At 70.3% G+C, this 13,793-nt stretch carries 13 protein-coding genes and 1 pseudogene; 5 read left to right on the top strand and 9 right to left on the bottom strand.

The features are described 5' to 3' along the window. Positions 1-77: 77 nt before the first annotated feature. From AQJ84_RS35480 to AQJ84_RS35435, 9 genes and pseudogenes are all read right to left on the bottom strand, one after another. Entirely contained in the window at positions 78-1,154 is a 1,077-nt protein-coding gene (locus AQJ84_RS35480) for a LacI family DNA-binding transcriptional regulator (RefSeq protein WP_053191885.1), read from the bottom strand. A gap of 31 nt (positions 1,155-1,185) precedes the next feature. Then, positions 1,186-2,838, bottom strand: coding sequence for a type 2 periplasmic-binding domain-containing protein (locus AQJ84_RS35475; RefSeq protein WP_030040047.1), 1,653 nt, complete (start codon positions 2,836-2,838; stop codon positions 1,186-1,188). 121 nt (positions 2,839-2,959) lie between these two features. After that, positions 2,960-3,847 (bottom strand): carbohydrate ABC transporter permease, encoded by an 888-nt coding sequence (locus tag AQJ84_RS35470; RefSeq protein ID WP_030040046.1) that lies wholly within the window; start codon positions 3,845-3,847, stop codon positions 2,960-2,962. Further along, entirely contained in the window at positions 3,844-4,698 is an 855-nt protein-coding gene (locus AQJ84_RS35465; protein WP_030040045.1) for an ABC transporter permease, read from the bottom strand. The genes AQJ84_RS35470 and AQJ84_RS35465 overlap by 4 nt, the downstream gene beginning before the upstream one ends. Positions 4,699-4,921: 223 nt before the next feature. Next, a pseudogene (locus AQJ84_RS35460) lies at positions 4,922-5,437 on the bottom strand (SCO1860 family LAETG-anchored protein); the annotation flags it as partial. A 47-nt stretch (positions 5,438-5,484) separates the two neighbouring features. Beyond that, complete coding sequence (locus AQJ84_RS35455) at positions 5,485-6,576, bottom strand: amidohydrolase family protein (protein WP_030040043.1); 1,092 nt, start codon at positions 6,574-6,576, stop codon at positions 5,485-5,487. A 274-nt stretch (positions 6,577-6,850) separates the two neighbouring features. Continuing rightward, positions 6,851-7,642 carry an amino acid ABC transporter ATP-binding protein gene (locus tag AQJ84_RS35445; protein ID WP_053191883.1) on the bottom strand — a complete coding sequence of 264 codons (792 nt, stop codon included), beginning with the start codon at positions 7,640-7,642 and terminating at the stop codon, positions 6,851-6,853. Then, positions 7,639-8,472, bottom strand: coding sequence for an amino acid ABC transporter permease (locus AQJ84_RS35440; protein ID WP_030040040.1), 834 nt, complete (start codon positions 8,470-8,472; stop codon positions 7,639-7,641). Before AQJ84_RS35440 ends, AQJ84_RS35445 begins: the two co-directional genes overlap by 4 nt. Then, entirely contained in the window at positions 8,469-9,320 is an 852-nt protein-coding gene (locus AQJ84_RS35435; RefSeq protein WP_030040039.1) for a transporter substrate-binding domain-containing protein, read from the bottom strand. Before AQJ84_RS35435 ends, AQJ84_RS35440 begins: the two co-directional genes overlap by 4 nt. A gap of 194 nt (positions 9,321-9,514) precedes the next feature. Here AQJ84_RS35435 and AQJ84_RS35430 point away from each other — a divergent pair, with 194 nt between their 5' ends. From AQJ84_RS35430 to AQJ84_RS35410, 5 genes are all read left to right on the top strand, one after another. Continuing rightward, positions 9,515-10,636, top strand: coding sequence for a pyridoxal-phosphate-dependent aminotransferase family protein (locus AQJ84_RS35430; protein WP_225877216.1), 1,122 nt, complete (start codon positions 9,515-9,517; stop codon positions 10,634-10,636). An 82-nt stretch (positions 10,637-10,718) separates the two neighbouring features. Beyond that, entirely contained in the window at positions 10,719-11,246 is a 528-nt protein-coding gene (locus AQJ84_RS35425; protein ID WP_030040037.1) for a DinB family protein, read from the top strand. A 291-nt stretch (positions 11,247-11,537) separates the two neighbouring features. Further along, a complete protein-coding gene (ectA, locus tag AQJ84_RS35420; RefSeq protein ID WP_030040036.1) occupies positions 11,538-12,056 on the top strand; it encodes a diaminobutyrate acetyltransferase in 519 nt (172 codons plus the stop codon). A 28-nt stretch (positions 12,057-12,084) separates the two neighbouring features. After that, the gene (ectB, locus tag AQJ84_RS35415) at positions 12,085-13,356 is read left to right on the top strand and encodes a diaminobutyrate--2-oxoglutarate transaminase (RefSeq protein WP_030040035.1); all 1,272 of its coding nucleotides are present in this window, start codon (positions 12,085-12,087) and stop codon (positions 13,354-13,356) included. 38 nt (positions 13,357-13,394) lie between these two features. After that, entirely contained in the window at positions 13,395-13,793 is a 399-nt protein-coding gene (locus AQJ84_RS35410; RefSeq protein ID WP_030040034.1) for an ectoine synthase, read from the top strand.

The following is a 13,793-nucleotide window of genomic DNA, read 5'->3' as shown; positions in this document are numbered from 1 at the left end:
TCCTCCGTCCGTCGAGGGGGTGAGACGGCCCGCGGGGCGCGCGGAACGGCGCGACCGGCCACCCGTCACCCGCGGTGTCATGACGGCGCCGCCTGCGCGGCGCCCGGCGGCGCGACACTGCGGCGTACGACGATGTGCGTGCCCAGCAGGTGGTGGCTCCCGGCGGCGCTGCCGGGGTCCCTCAGCGCTATCCGCACCGCGGCCCGGCCGAGTTCCTCGGCGGGTGTGCGGACGGTGGTGAGGGGCGGGTTGAAGTCCTCGGCGAGCGGGATGTCGTTGTAGCCGACGACGGACACGTCCTCGGGGACCCGCAGCCCCGCGTCGGCGATGGCGCGCAGCGCTCCCGCGGCGACCATGTCGTCCCCGGCGAAAACGGCGGTGAACTCCCGTGTCTCCTTGAGGAGTTCCCCCATCGCGCGCAGGCCGGCGGCGCGGCCCAGGCCGCAGTCGACGACATGTGCGGCGTCCGGACCCAGCCCGTGTTCGGCGAGCGCGGCCCGGTACCCGGCGACGCGGGCGTCGAGCGCGGTGTTGCCCGGCAGGCCCCCGAGGAAGACGATCCGCCGATGGCCCGCGGACAGCAGGTGCCCGGTGATGGCCCGGGCTCCCGCCTCGTTGTCGAACTCCACCACGAGCGCCGGGATCTCGGGGTCCGGCGCCGGACGCCCGCACAGCACCAGCCGGGCGCCGGACGCGTCCAGGGCCTGCGCGTAGTGGGCGACCCGCTCGCGATAGGCGTCGTCCTCGACGACCCCGCCGACCAGGATCACCAGGCGGGCCCCCTCCTCCCGCATGAGCTGCACGAACTCCATCTCGCGCTGCGGGTCCGCGCCGGTCGCCCCGACCACGCACAGCCAGCCCCGGTCGGCGGCCTCCGCCTCGACGCCCTCGGCGACCTGGGCGTAGAAGGGGCTGGTGACCTGGCGGACGACGACGGCGGCCATCTTGCGGCCGCCGCCGGCCAGGGCGCGGGCGTGCGCGTTGGCCACGTAGTCGAGGTCGCGGGCTGCGCGCAGGACGCGCGCGCGGGTCGCTGGGGGCACGGGGTGGTTGCCGCTCAGCGCCCGGGAGGCGGTCGCCATCGACACGCCCGCCCGCTCGGCGACCTCCCGGATGGTGACCCGCCGCCTGGGCTCGTCCATGTCGTTGTCCATCCCCCGCGTCTCCTCTGTTGCCTGCGGCCCGTCACGTGTTGGCCGCGTGGTCCTTCGCGAACTCCTCGGCCATTCTGTCGCCGCCCCTGGCCCGCCACTTCTTCACCGCCCCGTCCCATGCGGACAGCGGCAGGCGCCCGGCGACGATCCCGGTGACGGTGTCGTCGAGGAGTGCCTTGAGGGTGGTGCCCTGGGCGTTCTTCGTGCGGGACTGCAGGCCGTAGGAGGCGTTGCGGACGGCGTGCGGGACGGTCTTGACCTGCCAGGCGTGCAGGGCCCGTACGGCGTCGGGCATGCCGGGCACGAACAGCACCTGGGGTCCTTCGGCGAGGTACTTCAGCGGGAGGTTGGTGTTGTTCTCCACCTCGCCCAGTCTGGTGGGCTGCGGGGAGCCGTCCTCCCCGCGGGTGAAGTGTGTTCCCTCGACGCCGTAGTGGACGAGTTCCCACTCCCGGCTGCCGAAGGGAGCGGCGAGGTAGTCGAGGATGCGAAGGAGCAGCTGGACGCGCTCCTTCTTGGCCTTCTTCAGCACGGTGTAGCCGAAGGAGCGGCGGGCGGCGACGATGCCGCCCGGCTCACCGCCGACGCCGTAGGGCAGGGCCGCCGCGGGCGTCAGCTTGCCCTGCGACTCACGGTACTTGGGCAGGTAGGCGCCGAAGCCGTCCTGCATGGAGCCGACCGTGCCGTTGTAGTAGAGGGTGGTCAGGTCGATCTGGGAGATCGACGTGGCGTCCGGATGGTACGAGCCGTCCTTGCGCAGCCGGGCCTGGAAGGCGATCGACGCCTTGAAGCGTTCGTCGGCACAGCCCGGCAGGAAGGTGCCGTCGCCTGTGACGGCCCACTCCTGGGGCGCGTTGTGGGCGGCGGAGTGCACGGCGTTGCCGAACAGGGAGCCGGTGGCGGCGCCGAGCGCGTACGTCCGTCCGCTCGTCGCCTTCTTCGCCACGGCGGCGAAGTCGTCGGCGCTCCAGCCCTCCGTCATGCCCGCGTCGGCGAACAGTCCCTGGTTGAGCCAGAGGGTGGAGCCGGGCAGCGGGCGTTCCAGCGGGATACCGAAGAGACGGCCGCCGATGCGGCCCATGTCGCGCCAGGCGTGGGTGGGGATGTTCGCGAGGTTGGGGTAGTCGGCGATCGCCTCGCCGGACAGGTGGGGCGTGAGGTCCTCCGCGCGGCGCTGCACGAACTCCGCCTCGCGGGGCAGCACGAAGCCGGAGAACAGGTTGATGATGTCCGGCAGGGTGTCGGCGTCGCCGGCCATCACGGTGGCCATCTTCTTCTGGTAGTCGGCCTGGGAGACGATCGTGTACTCGATCCGCACGCCGAGCGCCTTCTCCACGGCCGCCCAGAACCGGTTGGCGGAGGCGGGCTTGGGCGGGGTGCCGAACGACACCGACATGACCTTGACGGTGGATCCGTCGCCGGGTGTCCGCGCGACGGACTTGACCAGGTCGGACGGGTAGGCGGTGTATCCGGCCTGGACCCCGGCGTCGGTGGGGGCCAGGTCCGGCTTGGGAGCGGCGGTCGTGGGGCGGTACGCGGGCCAGGGGGCGAGCTTCTTGCCGGCGTTGGAGACGTCGCTGTCGCCCGAGCTCGTGGAGCAGGCGGTCAGCAGACCCGGGACGGCGACGGCGGCGCCGCCCGCGGCCACGGAGCGCAGCAGGGTACGTCGGGACATGCTGGACATGGGCAGGTCACCTTTCGGACAGGGCTCTTGTTCGGACAGGGCTCTTGCTGCGGCTCGGCTCCGGATCGCCGCTCGGCTCCGGATCACGGCTCGGCTCCGGATCACGGCTCCGGATCACCGCTCAGCTCTTGATGGCGCCCGTGAGCACGCCCTTCGTGAAGTACTTCTGCAGGAACGGGTAGACGAGCAGGATCGGCACGGTGGCGATCACGAGGACCGCCATCTGCACGGTCTGCGGAGCGGTGACCGTGCCCTCGCCGGTCGTCGCGTCGGTGAGCCCGGAACCGGCCACCACATAGGTGCGCAAGACCTGCTGGAGGGGCCAGTGGTCGCTCTCCAGGTAGAGCGAGGCGTAGAACCAGGAGTTCCAGTACGCCACCGCGTAGAAGAGTCCCACCACGGCCAACGCGGCCTTGGACAGCGGCAGTACGACCGAGACGAGCACCCGCCAGTCCCCCGCCCCGTCCAGCCGTGCCGCCTCGTACAGCTCCTCGGGGATGCCCTGGAAGAAGCCGCGCAGGACGACGAGGTTGAAGACGTTGACCAGGACGGGCAGGACCAGCGAGGCGTAACTGTCCAGCAGGCCCAGCTCCTTGACCAGCAGGAAGCTGGGGATCATGCCGGGCGGGAAGAGGAACGTGAACAGGACCAGGAGCAGGACCGGCTTGCCGCCGAAGACGCCGGGGCGGGACAGCGCGTAGGCGAGCGTCACCGTGCAGGCGAGGCTGAGCAGCGTGCCGACCAGGGTGACGCCGGCGCTGACGCCGAGGGCGTGGGTGACGATGCCGCCGTCGAGGATGTCGCGGTAGGCGTCGAGCGTGGGCTCGGTCGGCCACAGCACCCAGCCGCCGTTGGCCACGACCTCGTCGGTGGAGGCCAGCGAGGTCGAGACGATGACGAGGAACGGCACACAGACCAGCAGGACGACCCCGGCGAGGGCGAGGGCCTTGGCGGCCTGGGTCAGGGGCCTGGGCTTCTCCAGCCAGCCGGGCCGGACGTGGCTGCTCACTTGTAGACCCCCTGTTCGCCCAGGCGGTGGGCGACCTTGTTGGCGGCGTAGACGAGGAGGGCGCCGACGACGCCCTTGAACAGGCCCGCGGCGGCCGCGAATCCGTAGTCGCCGCCGACGATGCCCTGGTAGTAGACGAAGGTGTCGATGATCTCGGCGGCCTCGGGGCCGACCGCGTCCCGCTGGAGCAGCATCTGCTCGAAGCCGACGGAGAGGATGTCGCCGAGCCGCATGATGAGCAGCAGCACGATCACCGGGCGGATGGCGGGCAGCGTGACGTGCCAGAAGCGCCGCCAGGGTCCGGCCCCGTCGATCGCGGCGGCCTCGTACTGCTGCTCGTCGACCTGGGCGAGGGCGGCGAGGAAGATGATCGTGCCCCAGCCGGCGTCCTTCCAGACGACCTGGGCGACCACGAGCGGTCTGAAGGCGTCCGGGTTGCCGATGACGTCGACGGTGCTCAACCCCATGCCGTCCAGCGAGGAGTTGAGCAGTCCGGTGTCGCCGAGCAGCTGCTGGAACAGGGCGACGACGATCACCCACGAGATGAAGTGCGGCAGATACGCCACCGACTGCACTAAGCGGCGCACCGAGCTCCAGGTCAGGCTGTGCAGGAGCAGCGCGAGGCCGAGCGGCACCGGGAAGTAGAAGACCAACTGCAGGACGGCGATCCAGACGGTGTTGAGCACCGCGTCCCAGAACGCGCCGTCCTCGAACATCCGGCGGAAGTTGTCGACGCCGACCCAGGGGCTGCCCCAGAGGCCGTCGAAGGGGACGTACTCCTTGGCTGCGATGACGTTGCCGACGAGGGCGCCGTAGTGGAACAGCAGGAAGTAGGCGAGGCCGGGCAGCATGAGCAGGAACAGGCCCCTGCTCTGGAAGCGTTTTCGTCGCCGCAGCGGGTCACTCGTCCGTGGGCGAGCCGTGCCGACCTCCTCCGTACCTGCACGTTCCCGTAGTACAGCGGCCACGGGGCCCCCTCACGTCTCGAAGTCGGAGTGAGGGAAAATTAAAGCGCTTTCATTCGGCAGTCAACAGCCCTGACAGAGTTGGCTGTTGACTGCCGGGTGCGGCCGGTCAGCTCCTGCGGCGCCGCGCCACCGCGACCGCTCCCCCGCCCGCCACGAGCAGCGCGATCGCGCCGGCCGCGAGATAGGGCGTCGCCGCTCCGCCGCCGGTCTTGGCCAACCCGGCCTCGGCGGGGGCTCCTTGGGGCTGCACGCCGCCGTCGGCGGGTGTCGTGCCCGCTGCCGCCCGCGGCTCCTCAGGCGCCTCGCAGGTGGCCTTCGCCAGCGTCACGGTCCCGGTCACCTCGGCGACGTTGAGGTCCAACGGGTTGACGTCGACCTTGAGTTCGAGGGCCGTCGCGGCCGCGGTGCGGGAGGTCGTCCCGGTCCTCGACAGGTCCAGGCGGACCTCGCCGACGCCGGGAACCTTCACGTCGGTCGTGCCGCCGACGGTGAGGGTGACCTTCTTGCCCAGCACCGTCACCGAACCGAGCAGGTTCGAGGTGGCGACCGGGGTCTTTCCTGCCGCACACGTCGCCTTCGAGGTGACCGTGCCGAGCTCGACGAGCGAGAGCAGCGGCAGGCCACAGTCCGGGCCTCGCCCGCGCGGATGAAGAGACCGCCGGACGGTGGTCAGCCGACGACCCGCCCGTTCAGCACCACCCTCGACGGGTCCCCCAGCACGCCGACATCGGTGCGGGGGTCCCGTTCGTACACCACCAGGTCGGCCGGGGCGCCCTCCTCCAGGCCGGGGCGGCCGAGCCACTTCCTGGCCGTCCAGGTGGTCGCCGCGAGGGCCTCCACCGGCGGGATCCCGGCCTTCACCAGTTCCGCCACCTCCGCCGCGACCAGCCCGTGCGGCAGCGTGCCGCCCGCGTCCGTGCCGACGAAGACCGGGATGCCGGCGTCGTAGGCGTCGCGCACCGTGTCGTAACGGCGTTCGTGGAGGCGGCGCATGTGGGCCGACCACCGCGGGAACCGGGACTCGCCGCCCTCGGCCAGCTTCGGGAAGGTCGCGATGTTGACCAGGGTCGGGACGATCGCGACGCCTCGGGAGACGAACAGTGGGATCAGGTCCTGGGTGAGGCCCGTCGCGTGCTCGATGCAGTCGATGCCCGCCTCGACCAGGTCCCGCAGGGAGTTCTCGGCGAAGCAGTGGGCGGTCACCCGGGCGCCGAGGCGATGTGCCTCCGTGATCGCGGCCTCGACCGCGTCCCGCGGCCAGCTGGGCGCCAGGTCGCCGGCCTCCCGGTCGATCCAGTCCCCCACCAGCTTCACCCAGCCGTCGCCGCGCCGGGCCTCCTGGGCGACGTACGCGACCAGGTCCTCCGGCTCGATCTCCCAGGCGTAGCCACGGATGTAGCGGCGGGTGCGGGCGATGTGCCGGCCGGCGCGGATGATCTTCGGGAGGTCGGGGCGGTCGTCGGTCCAGCGGGTGTCCGAGGGGGAACCCGCGTCGCGGATCAGCAGGGTGCCCGCCTCCCGGTCGGTCAGCGCCTGCTTCTCCGCGACGTCGACGTCGACCGGTCCGTGCGAACCGAGGCCGACATGGCAGTGGGCGTCGACCAGTCCGGGCAGGGCCCAGCCGGAGACCGTACGGACGTCACGGGCCGCGACGGGACGGTCGTGGGAGATCCTCCCGTCGACGACCCACACCTCGTCCCGGACGTCGTCGGGTCCGACCAGGACCCGGCCCTTCACGTGCAGCACCGCGTGATCGCTCATGCACCGCACACTAGTCAGCCGGGCGTCACCGCTCCCACGGCGGTGGGCCCTCGAAGGCGAGCTGGTGCACGTCGAAGAGGACCGCGGCCTCGACACCGAGGGCGCGCCCGGCCTGTCGGGCCGCCCAGGTCAGAAGGGGCAGGGGGCGAAGCCCTGGGCTCCGAGCCCCTTGGCGTACTCGGCGTGGGCGGCCAGGGAGGCGATTGATGCCCGAGTGATGACGTTCCTCAGACTCTGGGTGACATAGGTGCGTCTACCCGATCCGGCCTTCGGGTCAGCCGCCGTCGCCCACCTGGTCCGACGTCTCCTCCTCGACCTCCGCCATCGCGGGGTCAAGGAGCCGGGAGAGGAAGTGGCGGGTGCGTTCGTGGCGGGGGCTGCCGATGACCTGCCGGGGGGTGCCGTCCTCGACGATCACTCCGCCGTCCATGAAGACGACCCGGTCGGCGACCTCGCGGGCGAAGGTCATCTCGTGGGTCACCACCATCATCGTCATGCCCTCCCGGGCGAGCATCCGCATGACCGCGAGGACGTCACCCACCAGCTCCGGGTCGAGCGCCGACGTCGGTTCGTCGAACAGCATCACCTCGGGGCCCATGGCCAGTGCGCGGGCGATCGCCACGCGCTGCTGCTGGCCGCCGGAGAGGGAGGCGGGGTAGGCGTTCGCCTTCTCGGCCAGTCCCACCCGTTCCAGGTTCTCGGCCGCCACCCTGGCCGCCTGCGCCTTGTCCCGCCCCAGCACCCTGCGCTGCGGCAGCGTGAGGTTCTCGGTCACCGACAGGTGCGGGAAGAGGTTGAACTGCTGGAAGACCATGCCGATGCGTCGGCGTACGGCGTCGATGTCGACGTCCGGGTCCGTCAGCTCGGTGCCCCCGACGAGGACCTGCCCCTTGGACGGCTCCTCCAGGAGGTTGACGCACCTCAGCAGCGTCGACTTGCCCGAACCCGACGGGCCGATCACGCAGACGACCTCGCCCTGGCCGATCTCCAGGTCGATGCCGCGCAGTACCTCGTTGTCGCCGAAGGACTTGTGCAGACCGCGTACTTCGATCTCGGGACGGCTCATCGCACGGCCTCCCCGGCCTTCGACTCCATACGGCGGACTACGTAGCCGAGCGGGATCGTGACCAGCAGGTAGCACAGGCCGGCGACGAGGATCGGCGTGGAGTTGGCGGTCGTACTGGCCAGGTCGCGGCCGTACTTGGACAGTTCGCGTTCCTCCAGGGTGACGCCGAGGAACAGCACCAGCGAGGAGTCCTTGAAGAGCAGGACCAGTTCGTTGGTGAGCGGCGGGAGGATGATGCGGAACGCCTGCGGGATGATGATCGAGATCATGGCGCGGGCGGGTGAGAAGCCCAGCGAACGGGCCGCCTCCATCTGCCCCTTGGGCACCGCCTGGATGCCCGCGCGGATCGTCTCCGCCATGTAGGCGGCGGCGACCAGGCCGAGCGCGAGGGCGACCTTGCCGTAGGTGCCGCCGATGATCTCGGTGCCCGGGAAGGCGAGCGGGACGGCGACGCCGATGAAGATGAAGATCAGCAGGGCGGGCAGACCGCGGAAGATCTCGATGTACACGCCGGCGAACCAGCGGTACGGGCCGACCGACGACAGCCGCATCAGGGCGATGACCATGCCGAGCACCAGGCCGACGACGAAGCCGGACAGGGTGTAGAGCACGGTGTTCTTCAGCGCCAGTGTGATGACGTCCGGGAACATCTGCTCGGCGATGTCGGCCTGCGCGAACTGGTTCTTCAGCTGCCCCCAGTCCGCCGAGACCGCGAAGGCGACCACGGCGGCGACGAAGACGACGTACTGGGCGCCGCGCGACAGACTGCGCTTCTGCCGCCGGGTCAGGCCCTTCCTGCGGGGCGCGCTCCGGAGCTCGGTATCGCTCATGAGGCGGACGGGGAGGCCGCGGACTCCTCGTACGGGCCGATCCACTTCTCGTACAGCTTCTTGTAGGTGCCGTCGGCCTTGGCGTCCGAGATGGCCTTGTTGAGGGCGGCCAGGAGCTTGGCGTTGCCCTTCTTGACGGTGAAGCCGTACTGCTCGCCGGTGTTGATCTGCTCGGCGACCTGGAAGGCGTCGGCGTTGGCCTTGTCCTTGAGCCAGCCCTGGACCACCGGGTAGTCGATGACGACGGCCTTGACCTGGCCGGAGCGCAGGCCGTTGAGGACGGCGTCGGAGGACTCGAAGGACACCGGGTCAAGGCCCTGGCCCTTCGCGTAGTCCTCGCCGGTGGTCTGCGCCTGGGCGCCCAGCTTGGCTCCCTTGGACTTCAGGTCCGCGAGGGAGGTGACACCGCTCTTCCTGTCGACCAGGAGCGCCTGGGTGGCCTCGAAGTACGGGTCGGAGAAGTCGACGTTCTTCTTGCGCTCGTCGGTGATGGTCATGCCGGCCGCGGCCAGGTCGCACTCGCCGGAGTTGAGGAAGGCGCCGGTCTTGAAGTTCTCGAACGGGGTGTCGAGGATCTCCTGCTTCACACCCAGGTCGTCGGCGGCCAGGTCGATCAGCGAGACGTCGAAGCCCTGCACCTTGCCGTCGATCTCCGACTGGAAGGGCGGGTAGGGCAGGTGCGTGCAGGTGGTGAGCTGCCCGGCCTTCACCAGTTCGACCCCGCCGGCGGCGGTCTTCGAGCCGCTGCCGCCGTCGTCGCTGGAGGTGCACGCGGACACGAGCACCAGCCCGGCCGTCGCGGTGATGGCGGCCAGGACGCGGGTCCGGCGGCCGAGGAGCGTGTTCACGGCGGGCCTTCCTGTGGGGGAACTGAGGGTTCCGATTATAAGGATGTGTTGGGGTCTCTCAAACCAAACCGATGGCTGCGGAGCTGTCCGGCCTAAGAAGTCGCCAGTGGGAGGGGTGGGGAGGGGGCCGGTTACCCTCGACTCCTCTACCCCGTGAGTGAGACTCGTTACCTCCTGAGTGAAACTCGTTACCCGTGAGCGAAGAGAGCACCGCCGTGACGCATCCGTTCCTGGACCTGGCCCCGTTGACCGCGGCGCGCTTCGCGTCGATCGAGGACCGCGTGGCGCGGCTGCTGAGCACCGAGCAGGACGTGGTGATCACCCAGGGCGAGGCGCTGCTGCCGCTGGAGGGCGCGATCCGCTCCACCACCGGGCCGGGCACCACGGCCCTCAACGTCATCACCGGCCCGTACGGGCAGACCTTCGGCGACTGGCTGCGCGACTGCGGGGCGACCGTGATCGACCTGGCGGTGCCCTTCCACACCGCCGTCACCGCCGAGCAGATCCGGGACGCCTTCGCCGCGCACCCGGAGATCGACTTCGTGTCCCTGGTGCACGCGGAGGCCGCGACCGGCAACACCAACCCCGTCGCGGAGATCGGCGAGGTCGTACGGCGGCACGGGGCGCTGTTCTACCTGGACGCCGTCGCCTCCGTCGGGGCCGAGCCGGTGCTGCCGGACGCGTGGGGTGTCGACCTGTGCGTGATCGGGGCGCAGAAGGCGATGGGCGGCCCCGCGGGCGTCTCGGCCGTGTCGGTGAGCGAGCGGGCGTGGGCGCGGATGGCGGCGACGCCCGGGGCCCCGCGCCGGTCGTACCTCTCCTTGCTTGACTGGAAGGAGAGGTGGATCGACGGCGGCCGCACCACGCTGCTGCACGCGCCGGCGCAGCTGGAGATGCTGGCGCTGGAGGCCTGCGTCGAGCGGATCGAGGCGGTGGGGCTGGTCGCCGTGATGGACCGGCACCGTCGTGCGGCCTTGGCGACGCGGGCCGGGGCGCGGGCGCTGGGCGGGGGTCTGGAGCCGTACGTGTACGAGGACGCCGAGGCCGCGCCGGTCGCCACGACCCTGCGGGCACCGTCGGGGGTGGTGGCGTCCGAGCTGGTGGCCCGGGCCCTGGAGTCGGACCCGGCGGTGCCGTTGGTGGCGGGCTCAGGCGCGCTGGCCAGGGAGATGATCCGGGTCAACCACTACGGGGTGGAGGCGACCCAGGGGGCGGTCCGGGCGAGCCTGGCGGCGCTCGGGGCCGCACTGCGTGAGCAGGGTCTGGGTGTGGACGTGGAGGGGGCGCTGCGGGCGGTGGACAGCGCCTGGCGTTAGGGCCCCAGGGGCGGAGGGCGGCGTGGCTGAACGGCGCCTGTGCCGGGCGCCGTTGTCCCACCCGCGTGCCATGCTCGCCGGCATGACCGCCGAAACGCCCCTCACCCTTCCCGACGGCCGCCCCGTCCCCCTCCTGACCGGCGAAGAGCGCCCCATGCTGGAGAGCTGGCTCGCCTTCCACCGCGCCACGCTGGAGCTCAAGTGCGCGGGGCTGGACGACACGCAGGTGCGGACCGCGTCCGCGAAGCCGTCCTCGCTCACGCTGCTCGGGCTGGTGCAGCATCTCGCGGAGGTCGAACGCAACTGGTTCCAGCGGGTGGCCGCGGGGCTCGACGTACCGCCGCTGTACGGCGAGGGGAACGGCTACGCCCTCGAACCGGAGCGCGGGCTCGACGAGGCGCTGGAGGTGTGGCGGCGGGAGATCGCGCGGGGGGACGAGGTGTGCGCGGGGCGGTCGCTGGACGACGTGGGGCGGATCGCCGACGGGTTCATGGCCGGGCTGGAGGTCAGCCTGCGCTGGGTGTACGTCCACATGATCGAGGAGTACGCGCGGCACAACGGTCACGCCGACATTGTGCGGGAGCGGATAGACGGGGTCACCGGAGCTTAATTCCCGGGTAATTCCGGTAAAGTAATTCCGCGTAGCTTCCCGTAATCTTCTTCCCGCTTTTTCTCGACCTAAACGCAAAGATTCTGCGAACGCCAGCCGGGGAAATGCGGGCAGATCTCGTGCAGGTTACATGGCTGTGACGCGTTACACATGCCACCCGTTATGCACCTTATTTCCGGGGCAAATCGGAACATTGCCCAGCGTACGCCCGCGCGGATAACACAGAAGGCGCCAGTACGTAACCCCACCCGGCGATGCATTTTTCAATTTCCCTCGGTAAATTCAATTTGCATGACTGCCGCACAAGCAGACCTGCAAATCGACCGCCCGGAGGTGGCGGACGGAGCCGCGCTGTGGCGGATGGCAAGGGACTCGAAGGTTCTCGACCTGAACTCGTCCTACAGCTATCTGCTGTGGTGCCGCGACTTCGCCGACACCTCGGCCGTGGCGCGCGACGAGCACGGCGAGCCGGTCGGTTTCGTCACCGGTTACCTCCGCCCGGACCGCCCGGACACCCTGCTCGTCTGGCAGGTGGCGGTGGACGAGACGCACCGCGGACGCGGGCTCGCCGCCGCCCTGCTGGATGGCCTCGTCGCACGGGTCGCCGCCGAGCGCGGGCTGACCACGGTCGAGACCACCATCACCCCGGGCAACACCGCCTCGGAGCGCCTGTTCACGTCGTTCGCCGAGCGCCACGGCGCCCGGCTGGAGCGCGAGGTGCTGTTCGACACCGCTGTGTTCCCGGACGGCCCGCACGACCCCGAGGTGCTGTACCGCATCGGGCCCCTTTCCCTCACGCCGTCTGCCTGACCCCCCACGCAACGAGGAGCGATTCGTCGTGACCATCACCCAGCCCGACCTCAGCGTCTTCGAGACCGTCGAGTCCGAGGTGCGCAGCTACTGCCGCGGCTGGCCCGCCGTCTTCGACCGCGCCCAGGGCAGCCGCATGTACGACGAGGACGGCCACGAGTACCTCGACTTCTTCGCCGGAGCCGGGTCACTGAACTACGGCCACAACAACCCCGTCCTCAAACGCGCGTTGATCGACTACCTGGAGCGTGACGGCGTCACGCACGGGCTCGACATGTCGACCACCGCCAAGCGGACCTTCCTGGAGTCCTTCCAGAGCCTGGTGCTCGGGCCGCGCGACCTGCCGTACAAGGTCATGTTCCCCGGCCCCACGGGGACCAACGCGGTGGAGGCCGCGCTGAAGCTGGCGCGGAAGGTGAAGGGCCGCGAGGCCATCGTGTCGTTCACCAACGCCTTCCACGGCATGTCGCTCGGCTCGCTGGCCGTGACCGGCAACGCGTTCAAGCGGGCCGGCGCGGGCATCCCGCTGGTCCACGGCACCCCGATGCCGTTCGACAACTACTTCGAGGGCAAGGTCCCGGACTTCCTCTGGTTCGAGCGGCTCCTGGAGGACCAGGGATCCGGCCTCAACAAGCCCGCCGCCGTGATCGTGGAGACCGTGCAGGGCGAGGGCGGCATCAACGTCGCGCGCCCGGAGTGGCTGCGCGCCCTGTCCGAGCTGTGCGAGCGGCAGGACATGCTGCTCATCGTCGACGACATCCAGATGGGCTGCGGACGTACGGGCGCCTTCTTCTCCTTCGAGGAGGCCGGCATCACGCCCGACATCGTCACCGTGTCCAAGTCCATCAGCGGCTACGGCATGCCGATGTCGCTGTGCCTGTTCAAGCCCGAGCTCGACATCTGGGAGCCGGGCGAGCACAACGGCACCTTCCGCGGCAACAACCCCGCCTTCGTCACCGCCACCGCCACCCTGGAGGCGTACTGGGCGGACGGCTCCGCGATGGAGAAGCAGACCCGCGCCCGCGGCGAGCAGGTCGAGCAGGCCTTCATCTCCATCACGGAGGAGAACCTCGCCGACGTGAAGGAGTACCGGGGCCGGGGCCTCGTGTGGGGCATGGAGTTCCACGACAAGGAGCGGGCCGGCCGGATCGCGAAGCGCGCCTTCGAACTCGGCCTGCTCATCGAGACGTCGGGCCCGGAGAGCGAGGTCGTGAAGCTGCTGCCGGCTCTCACCATCACGCCCGAGGAACTGGACGCGGGGCTGAGCATCCTCGCCCGCGCCGTCCGGGAAACCGCCTGACCGAATCAGCACATCCACCTAGGAGGCATCGCAGCACCGTGATCGTCCGTTCGTTCAAGGACATCGAAGGAACCGACCGGCACGTGAAGGCCGAGTCCGGCACCTGGGAGAGCAAACGCATCGTCCTCGCCAAGGAGAAGGTCGGCTTCTCCCTGCACGAGACGATCCTGTACGCGGGCACGGAGACGTCGATGTGGTACGCGAACCACATCGAGGCCGTCGTGTGCGTGGAGGGCGAGGCCGAGCTCACCGACGACGAGACCGGGCAGAAGTACACCATCACGCCCGGGACCATGTACCTGCTCGACGGCCACGAGCGGCACACGATGCGGATCAAGAAGGACTTCCGCTGCATCTGTGTGTTCAACCCGCCCGTGACCGGCCGGGAGGACCACGACGAGAACGGCGTGTACCCGCTGCTCACCGAGGAGGTGTGA

Origin of the sequence: Streptomyces resistomycificus, from assembly GCF_001514265.1 — a bacterium.
Taxonomy (GTDB): Bacteria; Actinomycetota; Actinomycetes; order Streptomycetales; family Streptomycetaceae; genus Streptomyces; species Streptomyces resistomycificus.
The sequence above is the reverse complement of the archived record's forward strand: the minus strand, read 5'-3'. Positions and strand labels throughout refer to the sequence as shown.

Excerpts from the sequence above, each read along its gene's own strand:
- AQJ84_RS35440 (WP_030040040.1), bottom strand. The coding sequence starts at position 8,472 with ATGAGCGATACCGAGCTCCGGAGCGCGCCCCGCAGGAAGGGCCTGACC.
- AQJ84_RS35480 (WP_053191885.1), bottom strand. The coding sequence starts at position 1,154 with ATGGACAACGACATGGACGAGCCCAGGCGGCGGGTCACCATCCGGGAG.
- AQJ84_RS35425 (WP_030040037.1), top strand. The coding sequence starts at position 10,719 with ATGACCGCCGAAACGCCCCTCACCCTTCCCGACGGCCGCCCCGTCCCC.
- AQJ84_RS35455 (WP_030040043.1), bottom strand. The coding sequence starts at position 6,576 with ATGAGCGATCACGCGGTGCTGCACGTGAAGGGCCGGGTCCTGGTCGGA.
- AQJ84_RS35445 (WP_053191883.1), bottom strand. The coding sequence starts at position 7,642 with ATGAGCCGTCCCGAGATCGAAGTACGCGGTCTGCACAAGTCCTTCGGC.
- AQJ84_RS35475 (WP_030040047.1), bottom strand. The coding sequence starts at position 2,838 with ATGTCCAGCATGTCCCGACGTACCCTGCTGCGCTCCGTGGCCGCGGGC.
- ectA (WP_030040036.1), top strand. The coding sequence starts at position 11,538 with ATGACTGCCGCACAAGCAGACCTGCAAATCGACCGCCCGGAGGTGGCG.
- AQJ84_RS35465 (WP_030040045.1), bottom strand. The coding sequence starts at position 4,698 with ATGCTGCCCGGCCTCGCCTACTTCCTGCTGTTCCACTACGGCGCCCTC.